This is a genomic window from Vibrio cionasavignyae, from assembly GCF_050337155.1.
In the GTDB taxonomy this organism is placed as follows: Bacteria; Pseudomonadota; Gammaproteobacteria; order Enterobacterales; family Vibrionaceae; genus Vibrio; species Vibrio nomapromontoriensis.
Genome location: NZ_JAKJSR010000010.1, coordinates 274,567 through 288,361 on the forward strand (window position 1 = coordinate 274,567; position 13,795 = coordinate 288,361).

General features: G+C 43.9%; 15 protein-coding genes. 6 read left to right on the forward strand and 9 right to left on the reverse strand.

What is annotated here, in order from left to right:
* Positions 1-57 precede the first annotated feature (57 nt).
* Complete coding sequence (locus L4D74_RS04500; protein ID WP_428750937.1) at positions 58-612, forward strand: lipocalin family protein; 555 nt, start codon at positions 58-60, stop codon at positions 610-612.
* Here L4D74_RS04500 and L4D74_RS04505 read toward each other — a convergent pair.
* Positions 590-1,360, reverse strand: coding sequence for an MBL fold metallo-hydrolase (locus tag L4D74_RS04505; RefSeq protein ID WP_428750938.1), 771 nt, complete (start codon positions 1,358-1,360; stop codon positions 590-592). The two genes, L4D74_RS04500 and L4D74_RS04505, sit on opposite strands and share 23 nt — an antisense overlap.
* 193 nt (positions 1,361-1,553) lie before the next feature.
* Here L4D74_RS04505 and L4D74_RS04510 point away from each other — a divergent pair, with 193 nt between their 5' ends.
* Positions 1,554-2,261 (forward strand): glycerophosphodiester phosphodiesterase family protein, encoded by a 708-nt coding sequence (locus tag L4D74_RS04510; RefSeq protein WP_428750939.1) that lies wholly within the window; start codon positions 1,554-1,556, stop codon positions 2,259-2,261.
* Between the two features lie 148 nt (positions 2,262-2,409).
* Here the strand turns inward: L4D74_RS04510 and L4D74_RS04515 are convergent, their stop codons facing one another.
* A complete protein-coding gene (locus L4D74_RS04515; RefSeq protein ID WP_428750940.1) occupies positions 2,410-3,330 on the reverse strand; it encodes a LysR family transcriptional regulator in 921 nt (306 codons plus the stop codon).
* A gap of 95 nt (positions 3,331-3,425) precedes the next feature.
* Here L4D74_RS04515 and L4D74_RS04520 point away from each other — a divergent pair, with 95 nt between their 5' ends.
* On the forward strand, positions 3,426-4,370 hold the full coding sequence (locus L4D74_RS04520; protein WP_428750941.1) for a DMT family transporter: 945 nt from the start codon (positions 3,426-3,428) through the stop codon (positions 4,368-4,370).
* Between the two features lie 103 nt (positions 4,371-4,473).
* Positions 4,474-5,580: a M20/M25/M40 family metallo-hydrolase gene (locus L4D74_RS04525; RefSeq protein ID WP_428750942.1), complete on the forward strand. Its 1,107-nt coding sequence runs from the start codon at positions 4,474-4,476 to the stop codon at positions 5,578-5,580.
* A gap of 112 nt (positions 5,581-5,692) precedes the next feature.
* Here L4D74_RS04525 and L4D74_RS04530 read toward each other — a convergent pair whose 3' ends face one another.
* The 3 genes from L4D74_RS04530 to L4D74_RS04540 all read right to left on the reverse strand — a co-directional run bounded on the left by L4D74_RS04530 (position 5,693) and on the right by L4D74_RS04540 (position 6,981).
* Positions 5,693-6,046, reverse strand: coding sequence for a ribosome recycling factor family protein (locus L4D74_RS04530; RefSeq protein WP_428750944.1), 354 nt, complete (start codon positions 6,044-6,046; stop codon positions 5,693-5,695).
* Complete coding sequence (locus L4D74_RS04535; RefSeq protein ID WP_428750946.1) at positions 6,025-6,462, reverse strand: DUF3859 domain-containing protein; 438 nt, start codon at positions 6,460-6,462, stop codon at positions 6,025-6,027. Before L4D74_RS04535 ends, L4D74_RS04530 begins: the two co-directional genes overlap by 22 nt.
* A gap of 147 nt (positions 6,463-6,609) precedes the next feature.
* On the reverse strand, positions 6,610-6,981 hold the full coding sequence (locus L4D74_RS04540) for an ATP-binding protein (RefSeq protein WP_428750947.1): 372 nt from the start codon (positions 6,979-6,981) through the stop codon (positions 6,610-6,612).
* Positions 6,982-7,173: 192 nt separating this feature from the next.
* Here L4D74_RS04540 and metA point away from each other — a divergent pair, with 192 nt between their 5' ends.
* Positions 7,174-8,115, forward strand: coding sequence for a homoserine O-succinyltransferase MetA (gene metA / locus L4D74_RS04545; protein ID WP_428750948.1), 942 nt, complete (start codon positions 7,174-7,176; stop codon positions 8,113-8,115).
* Positions 8,116-8,236: 121 nt separating this feature from the next.
* On the opposite strand, the gene L4D74_RS04550 is transcribed toward metA, so the two are convergent.
* Entirely contained in the window at positions 8,237-9,898 is a 1,662-nt protein-coding gene (locus L4D74_RS04550) for an AMP-binding protein (protein ID WP_428750949.1), read from the reverse strand.
* 239 nt (positions 9,899-10,137) lie between these two features.
* On the opposite strand from L4D74_RS04550, the gene pilW reads away from it, so the two are divergent.
* A complete protein-coding gene (pilW, locus tag L4D74_RS04555) occupies positions 10,138-10,848 on the forward strand; it encodes a type IV pilus biogenesis/stability protein PilW (RefSeq protein WP_428750950.1) in 711 nt (236 codons plus the stop codon).
* A gap of 3 nt (positions 10,849-10,851) precedes the next feature.
* Here pilW and rlmF read toward each other — a convergent pair whose 3' ends face one another.
* The 3 genes from rlmF to nhaA all read right to left on the reverse strand — a co-directional run bounded on the left by rlmF (position 10,852) and on the right by nhaA (position 13,775).
* Entirely contained in the window at positions 10,852-11,880 is a 1,029-nt protein-coding gene (gene rlmF, locus L4D74_RS04560; RefSeq protein WP_428750951.1) for a 23S rRNA (adenine(1618)-N(6))-methyltransferase RlmF, read from the reverse strand.
* On the reverse strand, positions 11,858-12,373 hold the full coding sequence (locus L4D74_RS04565; protein WP_428750952.1) for a YgjP-like metallopeptidase domain-containing protein: 516 nt from the start codon (positions 12,371-12,373) through the stop codon (positions 11,858-11,860). Before L4D74_RS04565 ends, rlmF begins: the two co-directional genes overlap by 23 nt.
* A gap of 232 nt (positions 12,374-12,605) precedes the next feature.
* A complete protein-coding gene (gene nhaA / locus L4D74_RS04570) occupies positions 12,606-13,775 on the reverse strand; it encodes a Na+/H+ antiporter NhaA (RefSeq protein WP_428750953.1) in 1,170 nt (389 codons plus the stop codon).
* Positions 13,776-13,795 lie beyond the last annotated feature (20 nt).

Here is a 13,795-nt window from a genome sequence, read left to right on the forward strand (position 1 = left end):
TCGATATTACACATAACCACTTATAATAAAAGAAGTATTCAAAAGTAGGAAACGAAGATGGGTCTTAATTATCGTAAGCTAGCCGTACTTGGCATCATTACTCTATTAACCGCTTGTACTGGCATACCTAGTACTGTACAACCTGTCGGCCAGTTCGACCTTAATAAGTACCTTGGACAGTGGTATGAAGTTGCCCGCCTGGATCACAGCTTTGAACGCGGCCTAGACAATGTGTCGGCATTTTATTCCAGCAACGAAGATGGGACAGTGAAAGTGGTCAATCGTGGTTGGGACAACGAGGAAAACGAATGGTCTGAGGCCGAAGGAAAAGCTAAGTTTGTCAGCACACCCGATATCGCCCATCTTAAGGTGTCTTTTTTTGGTCCTTTCTACGGCAGTTATGTCGTTTATTATCTTGAGGATGACTACTCAGTAGCGCTAGTAAGCGGCTACAACTTGGATTACTTCTGGCTATTATCCCGTAGCCCGACCCTACCTCAGGGTGCGCTAGAACGCTATATTCAAATAGCCGATAGCGCAGGGTTCGATACCGACTCACTTATTTTCCCAAACCAAGATAAAGCTCAGCTTACGACCAAGAAAGCCGATTAGACAACCCTTCAAGTAACTTTTTGGTTTTGATTTTAACCACTCGCCAGTGAGTCACTGGCGTTCTAGGCGCCGTATCCAGCAAGTGCTCCATTGCCTTTTGGTCAAAGGTTACGGGGCTACGATGCGCCAATAGCACTTGCTTGGCGTTCAATTGATACACTTTTTTTATCGACGTTCGGTATTGGTTAGGATGAAAAACTGGAAACGGCGCCACTAAATTCTGCTTAACTTGCACCATAAGATCCGCCACATAGATAACGGCTTGTCCGGCGTGGTAAATTGAGATATCCCGGTCAGTATGGCCGGGCGTTGCAATGACCTGCCAATCTGGAAAATTAGGGAGTCTATCGCCGTCCACAACACCGAACTGTGGAGAAAGTGATTTTTTATACCATAAATTCTTTTTTGGTTTTCCCATACGGCTGGCCATCCACCACGCTAATGAAAGATCCGCAAGGTGCATAAAAAAGCCATCAATACCTCGATACCATTGATGCACTTCCTTCGAAGAGACAATATCACAGCCGCAAAGCGTTCGAAGACGATTCGCCGCTCCTGCATGATCTGGGTGCATGTGAGTCACCACCACAACCTTTAAATCGGTCAGCGGTCGAGTTAGCTTTTGAGTGATAAACTGGCAGATAGTACTCACATCAGCTCGACTCGCACCATCAAGTAGTAATAATTTATCTGGATATTCAACTAAATAGATCTGTTGTATATATCCCTTTATGTTATGTATTTTCATCAACACTTCAACTGGTCTAATCTCTTGAGTTACGATATCTTTTTATTTACAACTTCGCAACATCGCTTTGTTGAATTTGCTTGTAAGCATCATGCGAAAGTGACAACTTTCAATTGTCGCTCAGCGTGTTAAACCATAAAATACGACCGACGAAATGAACAACTGATCTATCACGTGTGAACAGGATTACACTATGAGCTTAATTGTCGCTGGACACCGTGGCGTGGCGGGAACCCACCCAGAAAATACCTTAGTTAGCATCAAAGAAGCCAAAAGACTTGGTTTTAATTGGATCGAAGTGGATGTGCAGCCCAGCCAAGACAACGTTCTCGTGATCTGTCATGATCATACTGTTGATCGCTGCAGTAACGGACATGGCCGTGTTGACGAACTATCGTTAACACAATTGCAGCAACTAGATTTTGGGGCATGGAAAGGCGTAGAGTATCAGTCTGAAGCCATCTTAACGTTGGAGGCTTTGCTACAGTACTGCGATGAAAACCAGCTTTGCGTCAACTTGGAGGTAAAAATAGACACTCATGACGCGAAACACGTTGTGTCGTTATTAGAACGCGCAATCGCCGATAGCCCCATCAGCCGTGAACAACTGCTCATCTCTAGCTTTAGTGCTAGCATCATGCGTGAACTCTACGCCGCCAATTTGGGGATTAAGCTGGGTGTGTTGGGCAATAGGCTCAATAAGAAGTTATTACAGCTGATAGACGATATTGAAGCATTTAGCTGCCATCTAAACTACCGCTGGCTGAATCAAAGACATATACGTACTCTGAGAGATAAACAAATATCCATTTGGTGTTACACCGTCAACAATCCAAAATCCTTCAAACTGCGCAATTGCGTTGATGGTATTTTTAGCGATTTTCCTCAACGGTTTACTTAAATAAATCTTTTACATGATTAGCTGGCTACACCAACGACAATAGAGCGCTTTCATCACGATATGCGCTCCATAAACTATCGGCGTAGGATACTACCGGCGTAAGATACTATCCACGTAAGATACTATCCGCGTAAGATGCTATAACTCGCTACGTCGACTGCTCTGCCATAGCATCAACAATATAATCAATAAATGCTCGCCGGCGTGCAGGCATATATTTAGATTGTGGGAACTGCATAACCACGAGCCCCTGATAACGTGAACTAATGTTCCAATCAGGAAGCACCGGAAGTACCTCTCCTTTCAATAAAGCATCCCGCACAACAAACTCAGGGAATACCCCTACCCCAAAGTCCTGTTTTACTGCGGTAAGTCGCATTTCCGAATGGTTAACACTAAACCGGCCATCGACTTGTACTTTCACTACATCATCAGCGCGAGTAAAAACCCACTGATTGTCATTAGGCGCTTCGTTCAAGAATAAACATTGATGCTGCAGTAACTGGTTTGGCTCAAATGGGACGCCGTTCAACTGCAAATAAGCCTTACTAGCACATAACACCGTTTGAATATTCCCCAAGTTTTTGGCGACTAGGTTTTCACGAGGCGAATGCGTCAGCTCAAAGACAATATCTAAATTGTGACCGAACGGATCGATAAACTCATCACTGACAAAAAGTCTTAATTTTACCTTGGGGTACTGCCTCAAGAACGACAGCAATAGTGGCTCTAAAATATGACGACTAAAAGCTTTGGGGGCTGCAACCCTTAGTTCACCAGTGATTTCTTGGTCACCTTGGCTAGTTATCACTGAAATATCGGTTGCTGCATCCATGATTTTCTTACCGAATTCATAGACAGCCTTACCTGCATCTGTCGTGACCTGTTTTCGTGTTGTTCTTTCAAGTAAATCGGTGGCTAATGCCGACTCAAGTCGACTGACCTGACGACTCACCCCAGATGGCGTCACACCAAGACGCTGTGAGGCAGCCGTAAAGCTTCCTGCTTCAACAACGACTACAAACGCGGCAATGTCGGGTAAAAGGCCCATCAATTTATTTGTGTCCACCGGTCATCAATCCTTTGCTTACTGGAGATATTATTACTTCGTTATTCATAAGTTAGCATACGCACAGTAATATTTAACGGAAGAATATCAGACAAATGCAGATTAGCCGACACTATGCACATGGATTACCATCAAGCATTGCCATTTTGGGCCTGTTGCTCGTTTCTATCATGTGGGGAACCAGCTATGGGGTATCAAAAAAATTACTCACTCTAATGCCACTCGAACAGCTTCTATTTGCACGCTTTGCCATTAGCAGCTTGGTACTCGCATTATTTCTTATTAAAAAAAATGCCGCAGTTGATTTTTTCAACTCGCCACGCCGCTATCTAACCGTCGGCGTTACTACTGGCATAATTCTTACTGGTATTTTTATTACGGAAACTTGGGCTGTGATGTTAACTCAAGCGAGTGAAGTCGCGGTACTTATTAGCCTTTGTGTGCTCTTCACCCCATTTGTAGAGCGTCTTTGGCTCAAAACTGTGCTTCCTGTGTCTCTCTATTTATACTGTTTTTTAGGTGTCATCGGCATCGCCTTAGCCTCAAACACGGACTGGGGTGGCATCGTCCTCAACGACAGTGTCATACTGATACTGACCGCCGCGGTCTTGCGATCCATCATGGTGGTGGTTTGCCGCAAAGCATTGAGTAATGAACCACTAAGTTTGGAATTGGTGACTTTCATCCAGCTCACCGTCGTCACTATTTCCACGCTAGGGCTCATTATCGTCAATTTTGATTCTGTGCAAACGATGCAGATGCTCTCTTTATTTGGTGTAGAAGAATCACTTTATCTTTTATACCTTGCGCTGGCCTGTACGTTGTTAGCCTTTTTTTTACAGAATTACTCCGTGAGATTTCTAAGTGCAAGCCATGCTTCATTACTCATGGCAACCGAACCATTGTTTGGGCTACTATTTGCGGTATTGTTTTTAAATGAAGTGTTAACGTTGTTACAGTGGGGAGGCAGCATATTGATTGTTTCTACTACAATGGCCGCTTGTTACCAATTTTCTAAGCAAAAAACCTCTCAAAACTAAGCAATAAATCTGAAATGCGGCGGTTTTTTTGATTTATCTCAGGTCTAGCACGTAAACATAGGGTGTAAAGTAATCTTCCCTGTTCTAAACCTGAAAGAATCCTATGACCCATGTAAATACGGACCGTTTGGTCAACCATTTCTTTGAATTAGTGAAAATCGACAGTGAATCTGGCAACGAAAAAGCCATCGCAGAAGCGGTAGCGGAGCAACTAGGTGAGCTTGGCTTTACCGTTAGCAAACTGCCCGTCCCAGAGCAGTACACCAACGGTTTTAACGTCTACGGTCGACTTGAAGGCACCCTTGAAGGCAGCATTGTTTTTAGCGCCCATATGGATACCGTCTCTCCTGGTATCGGCATTGAGCCAATCATCGAAGATGGCATTATTCGCTCGAAAGGTAACACGATTCTTGGTGGTGACGACAAATCTGGTATTGCTGCAGTAATGGAAGCGGTACGATGCCTAAAAGAGCAAACCCTTGAACATAAGACGATTGAAGTTGCTTTCACCGTACATGAAGAAGGTGGCTTGTTCGGTTCAGAGCACTTTGACATGTCATTTATCCAATCTGACAAAGCCATTGTTCTTGATACCGGCGGCGCAATTGGTAGCATTGTAACTGGCGCACCAGGGCAACAGAAAATCATTGCAAAAATCACCGGTCGCCCCGCTCACGCCGGTCTTGCTCCTGAAGAAGGCATTAGCGCAGCGAGTGTTGCTGCCGATGCTATCATGAACATGAAGCTACTGCGCATTGATGAAGAAACCACGGCAAATATCGGTATGATCAATGGCGGTCAAGCAACAAACATCGTAATGCCTGAACTCACTGTTATCGCCGAAGCACGTTCTTTGAACGGTGACAAACTGGCTGCACAAGTTGAGCACATGGTTGCAACGTTCGAAGCTTCAGCGAAAAAGTTCGGCGCGACGGTTGAGATCGAATCAACACGCGCTTACAACGCGTTCGTTATCGCAGAAGATGACGCACACGTACTGCAAGTAAAAGCAGCCTTTGCCAAGAACGGTATTGAAGCGACAACCAAACACACAGGTGGCGGTAGCGACGCAAATAACTTCAATAAGAAAGGCTTAACCACCGTTAACCTTTCAACGGGTATGGCGAAAGTACACACCACTGAAGAATACATTGCGATTGATGACATGGTAAAAATCACTGACTTCGTGATTGCTTACGTTACAGCGTAGAGTACGTATTTTGAAGCCACTCCCTGAATTCGGAGTGGCTTTTTTATGCCTCAAATCCAAATCACAAAGAAGAATACGCTCAGAATTATTTACAGGGTCGAATTGTTCGTTTCTACAAGCCTTCAAACTCATCAATGGCTTTTCGTGCCTCTACCAAGCTACAACCAGATTCATGCATCAGTTCAGCCACGGTTATATCTGGGTTTTGCTCCAACACCTGCTGAATAGGTGATTTATACTCTGCCAACACTTTATCAACCGCCACTGCAATCCACCCTACATCAGATTCAAGAGCGAAGCGGGTCAATGATTGAGGGAGACCACTTAACATCCAGTTTCGAGAGCGGCGGATACGCTTCAACTGACACTTCAGATCACTCGCGAGCTGGATTAAACGTTGCTTATCATCGACTCTATGCACAAAGCTGTTCAGCCGAATGGTCACTAGAAGCCGCGATTTTTCCAAAACTGCCCCTCGTCTCTCGCCATTACTTTAAATTTTTTCTCCGCTACCACTTTACCTTGTAACGACATTTCCATCTTCCATTCACCCAAATTGCTTTCTAGCCCTTCGGTTGGATGAAGCAACTGAATCGTATCGCCTAAGTAAAAGTCCCAATCATTACTATTGATGTGTTCTTCCCCATCAAAAGGTTCTAATACTTGCCCTTTTTTTCCGACAATTCCTGGGTGAAAAATGCAAAACTGAACTCGTTCACCTTTGGCCTTTTTGATATTCACAGTAAAACCAAATTCCACGTGTTCATCGGCGGTAACGTTTGTTGTAAATTCCTGAATTTTAGGTAACGTTTTCGCATTAGAATCCCACGTAGAGTAAATACCATATGAGGTCATTTCAACAATTGCTGAGCGTTTTGCCATCTATTTTTCCTATTTAATTCTGTTGTAAATCAATAATGTACTCGCCGTCGATGCTGGTTTACATTGAGAATATGTAACTAATCATCCACTTTAGTTCATTAGCCACTGTAGCTAATAAGCCATTGAAAAATAATAATAACGCTGGTTTCAATCTTGCCAACGTCGCCGCATCTTATCAATCACCACCTGCTCCACGCCATGAATATTGGCATAGCGTCCGCGGCAAACCCTAATTTCTATTTCCGCACCGTATCGTTTTGCCATCTGTTGGTAAGCTTTCATTTCCCAGCGGCGAATAAAGGTATTGGCGATAACGACGTCATTACCGCGTGATAGTTGTTCTTCCGCTTGAGATTGACACCAACGATGAGCGTCTTCAATGCGGGTCGCATCATATTGATACACCCCACTGTCATTGACAAAGAACATATCCGCTTCAACATGGAAGGCTGATAGGGTCTGCGCCAAGGTTGATTTACCCGATCCCGGTAAACCCCGAATTAATATCAATTTCGTCACAATAATCCAATGATTGCACGCTGCCGTTATATTCGGTCATTATACAGAATTACTTTCGTAATCAGCGGGAAATCTCGCGTAAGCCAGTGCTGTCATCGATTTGGCACCAATTAACGGTCGACAAGGCTACGTGTTTCAGTTAACTTTAGATGTATAGACGTCCAAAACACCAATTAGCTTAGGGAGTAAGCTGTGCCAATTAAGATTCCTGACCAACTGCCCGCATCCGATGTACTTCGTGAAGAAAACATCTTTATCATGCCGGAAACTCGTGCATCTTCTCAGGAGATCCGCCCGCTTAAAGTGCTTATCCTCAACCTCATGCCTAAAAAAATTGAAACGGAAACTCAATTTTTAAGACTACTCTCAAACAGTCCTCTTCAGGTGGATATAGAGCTACTGCGCATCGACGACCGCCCAAGTAAAAACACGCCAACAGAACACCTAGACAATTTCTATCGCCAATTTGAGATGGTTAAAAGTCGTAATTTCGATGGTTTAATCATCACAGGCGCACCTCTTGGCTTAGTTCAGTTTGAAGATGTCATGTACTGGGATCACCTACAAACTATTATGAATTGGGCAAACAAGCATGTGACCTCAACGCTTTATGTGTGTTGGGCAGCTCAAGCAGGACTAAAGCTGCTTTATAATTTGCCAAAACGGACACGCAAAGAGAAACTATCTGGTGTCTATCACCATTCTGTCCACCAGCCCTATCACCCTGTGCTACGTGGATTTGATGACTCGTTTCTTGCGCCACATTCACGTTATGCCGACTTCTCCGTTGAGTACCTAGAAGAACACACCGACCTCGACATTCTCGCCACATCTGATGTCGCAGGTGTGTATCTTGCAGCGACAAAAGATAAACGAAACGTATTTGTCACTGGTCACCCGGAATACGACGCGCTAACGCTTCATAATGAGTATGTACGCGACCTTGGTGAGGGAATGGAGCCTGCGATTCCGGTTAACTATTACCCCAACAATAACCCAGATAACAAGCCTTGTGCCAGCTGGCGAAGCCATGGGCACTTGCTGTTTGCAAACTGGTTGAACTACTGTGTTTATCAACAAACACCATACGATTTAGATCACTTCAGCGCAGACAACTTTACGGTGACAGACTAACAGTCTTAAATGGAACTAAGGTTAACATCAAACCGATAACGACCAACGTAAAGCACCATATAAAAAATCCCTAAAGATATTCATCGTTAGGGATTTCCAATTCTACAAACTAGCGACCGACTTATCTCAGCTCTCGCCTTAAAATTTTACCAACGTTTGTTTTTGGCAGCGAATCTCGATATTCGATGACTTTCGGGATTTTGTAGCCCGTTAGGTGCTGACGGCAATGCTTCTTGATCTCTTCAACCGTGACTTGTCCGTTAGTCACGACCACTAGCTTGACCCTTTCGCCCGCTACATCGTCTGGCACACCAATGGCAGCAGCTTCGACAATTTTCGAATGCAACGTCGCCACTTCTTCAATTTCGGTCGGAAAAACATTAAAGCCAGACACTAAAATCATATCTTTCTTACGGTCTTCAATAAAGAATACCCCGCGGTCATCCATTCTTCCGATATCACCAGAATACAGCCAACCATCGTCCGTTAGCACCGCTCGAGTCTCTGCTTCTTGCTTCCAGTATCCTTTCATCACTTGATCGCCACGGATCTGAATTTCCCCGACCTCATTGATGCCTAGCTCATTGCCTTGTTCATCCACAATGCGTAATTCTGTACTCGGTAATGGGACGCCAACAGCAGGAACAAAACACTGCTGAGTATGAATACCACCCGCCACTACTGGGGAGCATTCCGTTAAACCATACCCTTCGATAATTGGCATGCCTGTTATTTTTTGCCACTCGTCAGCAACATGCTTTTGTGTTGCCATCCCCCCAGCTATAGTAAATTCAGCGTGAGAGAAGTCTAACTGTTTAAATTTGGCGTGATTGTTAAGCGCAGCAAACAGTGTGTTTAAGCCAAAGACCATAGTAAACGGGTATTTACTGAGATCATTAACGAAAGAGTCCAGATCTCTTGGGTTGGTTATTAATAGGTTTGTCCCCCCCATATACATCATCAACATCATACTCACCGAATTGGCAAAGATGTGATAAAGAGGCAAAGGCGTGACGGCGTGCTCTTGCTCTTGAGCCGTACGCGGACCAAAATGACCAAACACTTGTAATACGTTGGCGATGATGTTTCGATGTGTCAGCATCGCCCCTTTCGCTAATCCGGTTGTTCCGCCGGTATACTGTAAATACGCTAAATCATCACTCGTTATGTTAGGTGGATTAAAGTCTAACTTCTTACCTTCGGTTAGCACGCGACGTAGAGAAATCGCACTAGGTAAGTGATATTTAGGCACCATTTTTTTCACGTACTTCACGACAAAATTCACTAATGTACGCTTGTGAGGCGCCAACGCATCACCAATACTGGTTAGAATTACGTGTTTTATACTGGTTTTCGCGACGACTTTTTGCAAGTTTTCACCAAAATTGGTGACAGCAACAATAATGGTCGCTCCTGAATCTCTAAGCTGATGTTCCAACTCTCTTGGCGTATAGAGGGGGTTGACGTTAACAACCACTAAACCTGCTTTTAATGCGCCCAAGATGGTAATCGGATACTGCAACAAGTTAGGCATCATTAAGGCAATTCTATCACCTTTCTTTGCACCCAGAGTCGACTGCAGATATGCAGCAAATGCATCACTCTTTTCATTTAGCTCTCTGTAGGTCAGAGAGTGGCCCATATTTATGAAGGCTGTTTTATCGGCAAACTCAGTAAATGAGCGTTCAAACAGCTCATTGATGTTTTGAAAACGGTCTATGTTAACGTTCTCTGGCACATCATCTGGGTAGGTGTTTAACCATGGTTTTTTTTCAAAAGTCATTCTTGCGCCACCACTTAATTTCTTCGCCAATACTGTAGCGAAGTTCATACGCCAGATATAGATTAGAGTCGTTATTCTAACTTCGTTCGCTTACTTTATGAGCAACTTGCTTTTACAACGTCCGTTATTTCTGAGCGTTCACTCGCACTGGTGCACTCAACCACACCAGATAAGAATCTAAGTGCTTATCATAAATGGCATCGGCTCATAACATTGAGTAGTCAAAAAAGGTAAATAGCATGGTGAAGTGGCAGACACTTGCTTTAATCGTAATACCATTATTAGGCGGTTGTGTTGCGGTTGATGAAAGTGCCAATAATGTGCAAAAAGATCCTGTTACTGTCGCAGAATCTCGTATTGAGCTAGGTCTCGGTTACATGAAACAAGGGGATTACGCCCGAGCAAAACAAAACTTTGAAAAGGCAATGAAGCATGCTCCAAAATACTATCGCACAAGCTTAACTATGGCTTACTACTATGAAACCGTCGGTGATGTCAAAGCAGCACGAAACGCCTATGAGCAAGCAACGAGCACTTACCCCAACAATGGGACTGTTTTGAATAACTACGGGACATTTTTGTGTAAGCAGGGAGACTATGACAAAGCCGAGCACTATTTTAACCAGGCGATTGAACAACCTTTTTATTATCAAGTCGCATCAAGTTATGAAAATGCCGGATTATGCGCACTGAAGGCGAACCACTTAAAGAAAGCCGAAGCATATTTTGTTAAATCACTTGATCATCAACCTCTACGCCCAAACGCTACAATACAGCTCGCCGCTATAGAGGTTAGAAACCATCAATTGAAAGAAGCTCGACTGCGTTTATTGGCATTTAACCAACGCTACGGTTATCAAAAGGCAAGTTTGAGGGTGTTAATCGACCTTGAATCGAAAGCAGGCAATAGAGCAATGGTCGAGAAGTACCAATCATTGCTCTATCAGTAACACTTACTTCAATGTTTTAGCAAACTGACTTCGCTGCTGTGTTGACATAAAGCTCCATACCACAAAGCGGCTTTTTTTCTGACCCTGCGCCATTTCTTGTATGACAATTTCTGTCGCGCCTAATTGCTCCAGTTTTTTGGTCAGTGGTCTTATATTGTCTTTTTTGGAAAGTAAGGTACTAAACCAAATCACTTGCTTGGAAAAACGCTCACTCTCTTGTGCCATTTTGGCGACAAATGCGGCTTCGCCACCCGGACACCATAACTCAGCTTTTTGTCCACCAAAGTTAAGGGCTGATGTATCAACTGATACTGCATTGCTGCCCCTTTGCTGGCGGTTCTGCCCAAGGTTCTTAACTTTACGCTCCGAGCCTTGCTTTGCCTCTTCTAATGATTTATGAAACGGTGGATTACAAGTAGTGACAACAAAGAAGTCTCCAGGGTGAATCACCCCTTCAAAAATTGTATTTGGGTTCGTTTGCTGACGAATCTCGATTTTTTTTGCCAACGACGGATTATTATCAACAATGCGTCTTGCTGCTTCAATGGCACTAGCGTCTATCTCTGAACCAACCCAGTTCCAGTAATACTGCGATGCACCAATAATAGGGTAAATACAGTTAGCTCCTACCCCTACATCAAGCGCTCGTACTTTAATTTTTGCACCGGGCTTTGCTAAATCTCGATTTAGATGCTCACTCAACCAATGGATATAATCGGCGCGCCCTGGAATCGGTGGGCATAAAAACCCTTCAGGTATATCCCAAAACTCCACGCCATATTCTGACATAAGGAGCGCTTTATTGAGTAATTTCACCGCTAAAGGATCGGAAAACGATATCGTATCTTCGCCATTAGGGTTTTTCGTCATCACTGCTTTCAATGCAGGGACCGCTTTCACCAAAGCAACGAAATCATATCGCCCATGATGTCGGTTATTTTTATGCAACCCCGCAGCTGCTCGCTTCTCAATGACAGAGGTCGTTTGTGGATCTTTAATCGTGTTGTTATTAACGTTTTTTGGCGTTTTCATTCATCAACTCTTTGTAAATCATAAAAAGGCGGGCATCAAACTCAAGTTGATGATAGTTGGGTTCCATGTGACAACATAGTTGATAAAACCCTTTATCGTGTTCTTTTTCTCTAACGTGAGCCAGTTCGTGAACCACTAACATTCTCAGTAAAGGTTCAGGGGCATCTTTAAATATACTCGCAATACGTATTTCATTTTTAGCTTTCAGCTTTCCACCATGCACACGAGAAACATAGGTATGTAAGCCAAGTGCATTGTTGATCAGGTGAATTTTGCTGTCCCACACCACTTTAGTGATCGGCGCTGTTTTTTTCATGAAGCGTTGTTTAATTTGCATAGTGAACTCAAACAAGGCCTTTTCGCTTTTTATTTGGTGCGATTCAGGATAGCGCTGCTCAAACCACGCAGTAAAACGACCAGACTCCACTAAACCTGAGACTTGTTCAATTAAGTTGCCTGGGTAACCCGTTATATACTTCAGTGATTGGTGCATCTGACCCCCTTTTAAAGAAGCGCCATTTTAACGATGCAATGGTTCTAAGGAAAGCGATTAGAGAAATATCTTACCTTTATCCCCCGCTAAGGACGAAAGATAACAACATTGGATAAAGCTCGACCTGTATTGCTCCATCACAGGCAACGCAAGCTACTTCCACACCGATTTTTTGAGACAAAAAAAACCCAACCGAAGTTGGGCTTAATTACATCAAGTTAGTCCTGAGGATTTAATATTGCTCTTTGGGCTCAGGTGCTGCTTCCTTTGGTAACGAGGCATTAAGCAAACCGTAACCAAGAATTGCCGCTGTAGTCGACCCCATTAAAATACCGAGTCTTGCGTAGGTATCAAATTCAGGGCTAACGCCAACAAACGCAAGTGAAGCGATGAAAATCGACATGGTGAAACCGATACCACATAACACACTAACCGCAAATACCTGCTTGAAGTTAACCCCTTCAGGGAGCTTAGCCACGCCAAACTTCACTGCCGCCCAACTAAAGGTAAAGATACCCAAAGGTTTACCAATTAATAGACCCGCTGCAATACCCAAAGGTAGCATTGATGTTAAACCTTCCATCGATACGCCTTGCAGTGAGATGCCAGCATTCGCGAAAGCAAATATTGGTAAAATACCAAAAGCCACATAAGGGTGGAGTGTATGCTCCATATGTTTCAGCGGAGAGTGTTCTCCCGGTTTACCTTGAAGCGGTATGGCGAAGCCAAGAACAACACCAGCCAACGTCGCGTGGACACCAGAAGCCAATACGCTAACCCACAATACCAAACCAACTGCGAGGTAAATAGGTAGTTTTGTTACTTGTTTCGAGTTCAGCGCAAACAATAGAGCCGTCATCGCAAAACCAATCGTTAGGGCAAGCGTGGACAAGTCACTGCTATAAAATAGCGCAATAATAACGATAACACCTAGGTCATCAATAATTGCTAGCGCCAACAAGAATACTTTAAGTGCAACCGGTACGCGTTTCCCAAGTAACGCCATAATACCAAGAGCAAAAGCGATATCTGTTGCTGCTGGAATCGCCCAGCCACTCATTGCTTCAGGATCGCCTGAGTTAAAGAGAACGTAAATAAGTGCAGGTGCAACCATACCGCCTACTGCCGCAATCGCTGGGAAAATCGCAGTCTCACGAGACTTCAGCGCACCCTCTAGCAATTCTCGCTTCACTTCTAGACCAATCAACATGAAGAATACGGCCATCAAGCCGTCGTTAATCCAGTGAGAAATAGATAAACCAAACACATAGGTATGAAGTGCGCCTTGGTAAAGCTCATTGAGAGGAGAGTTAGCAACAACCATCGCAATCGCAGCTGCAATCACCAAGATAATACCACCTGCTGATTCCATCTTAAAAAAGTCACGAATGACGTCGTTCATAGATAAACCCTTTATAGTTA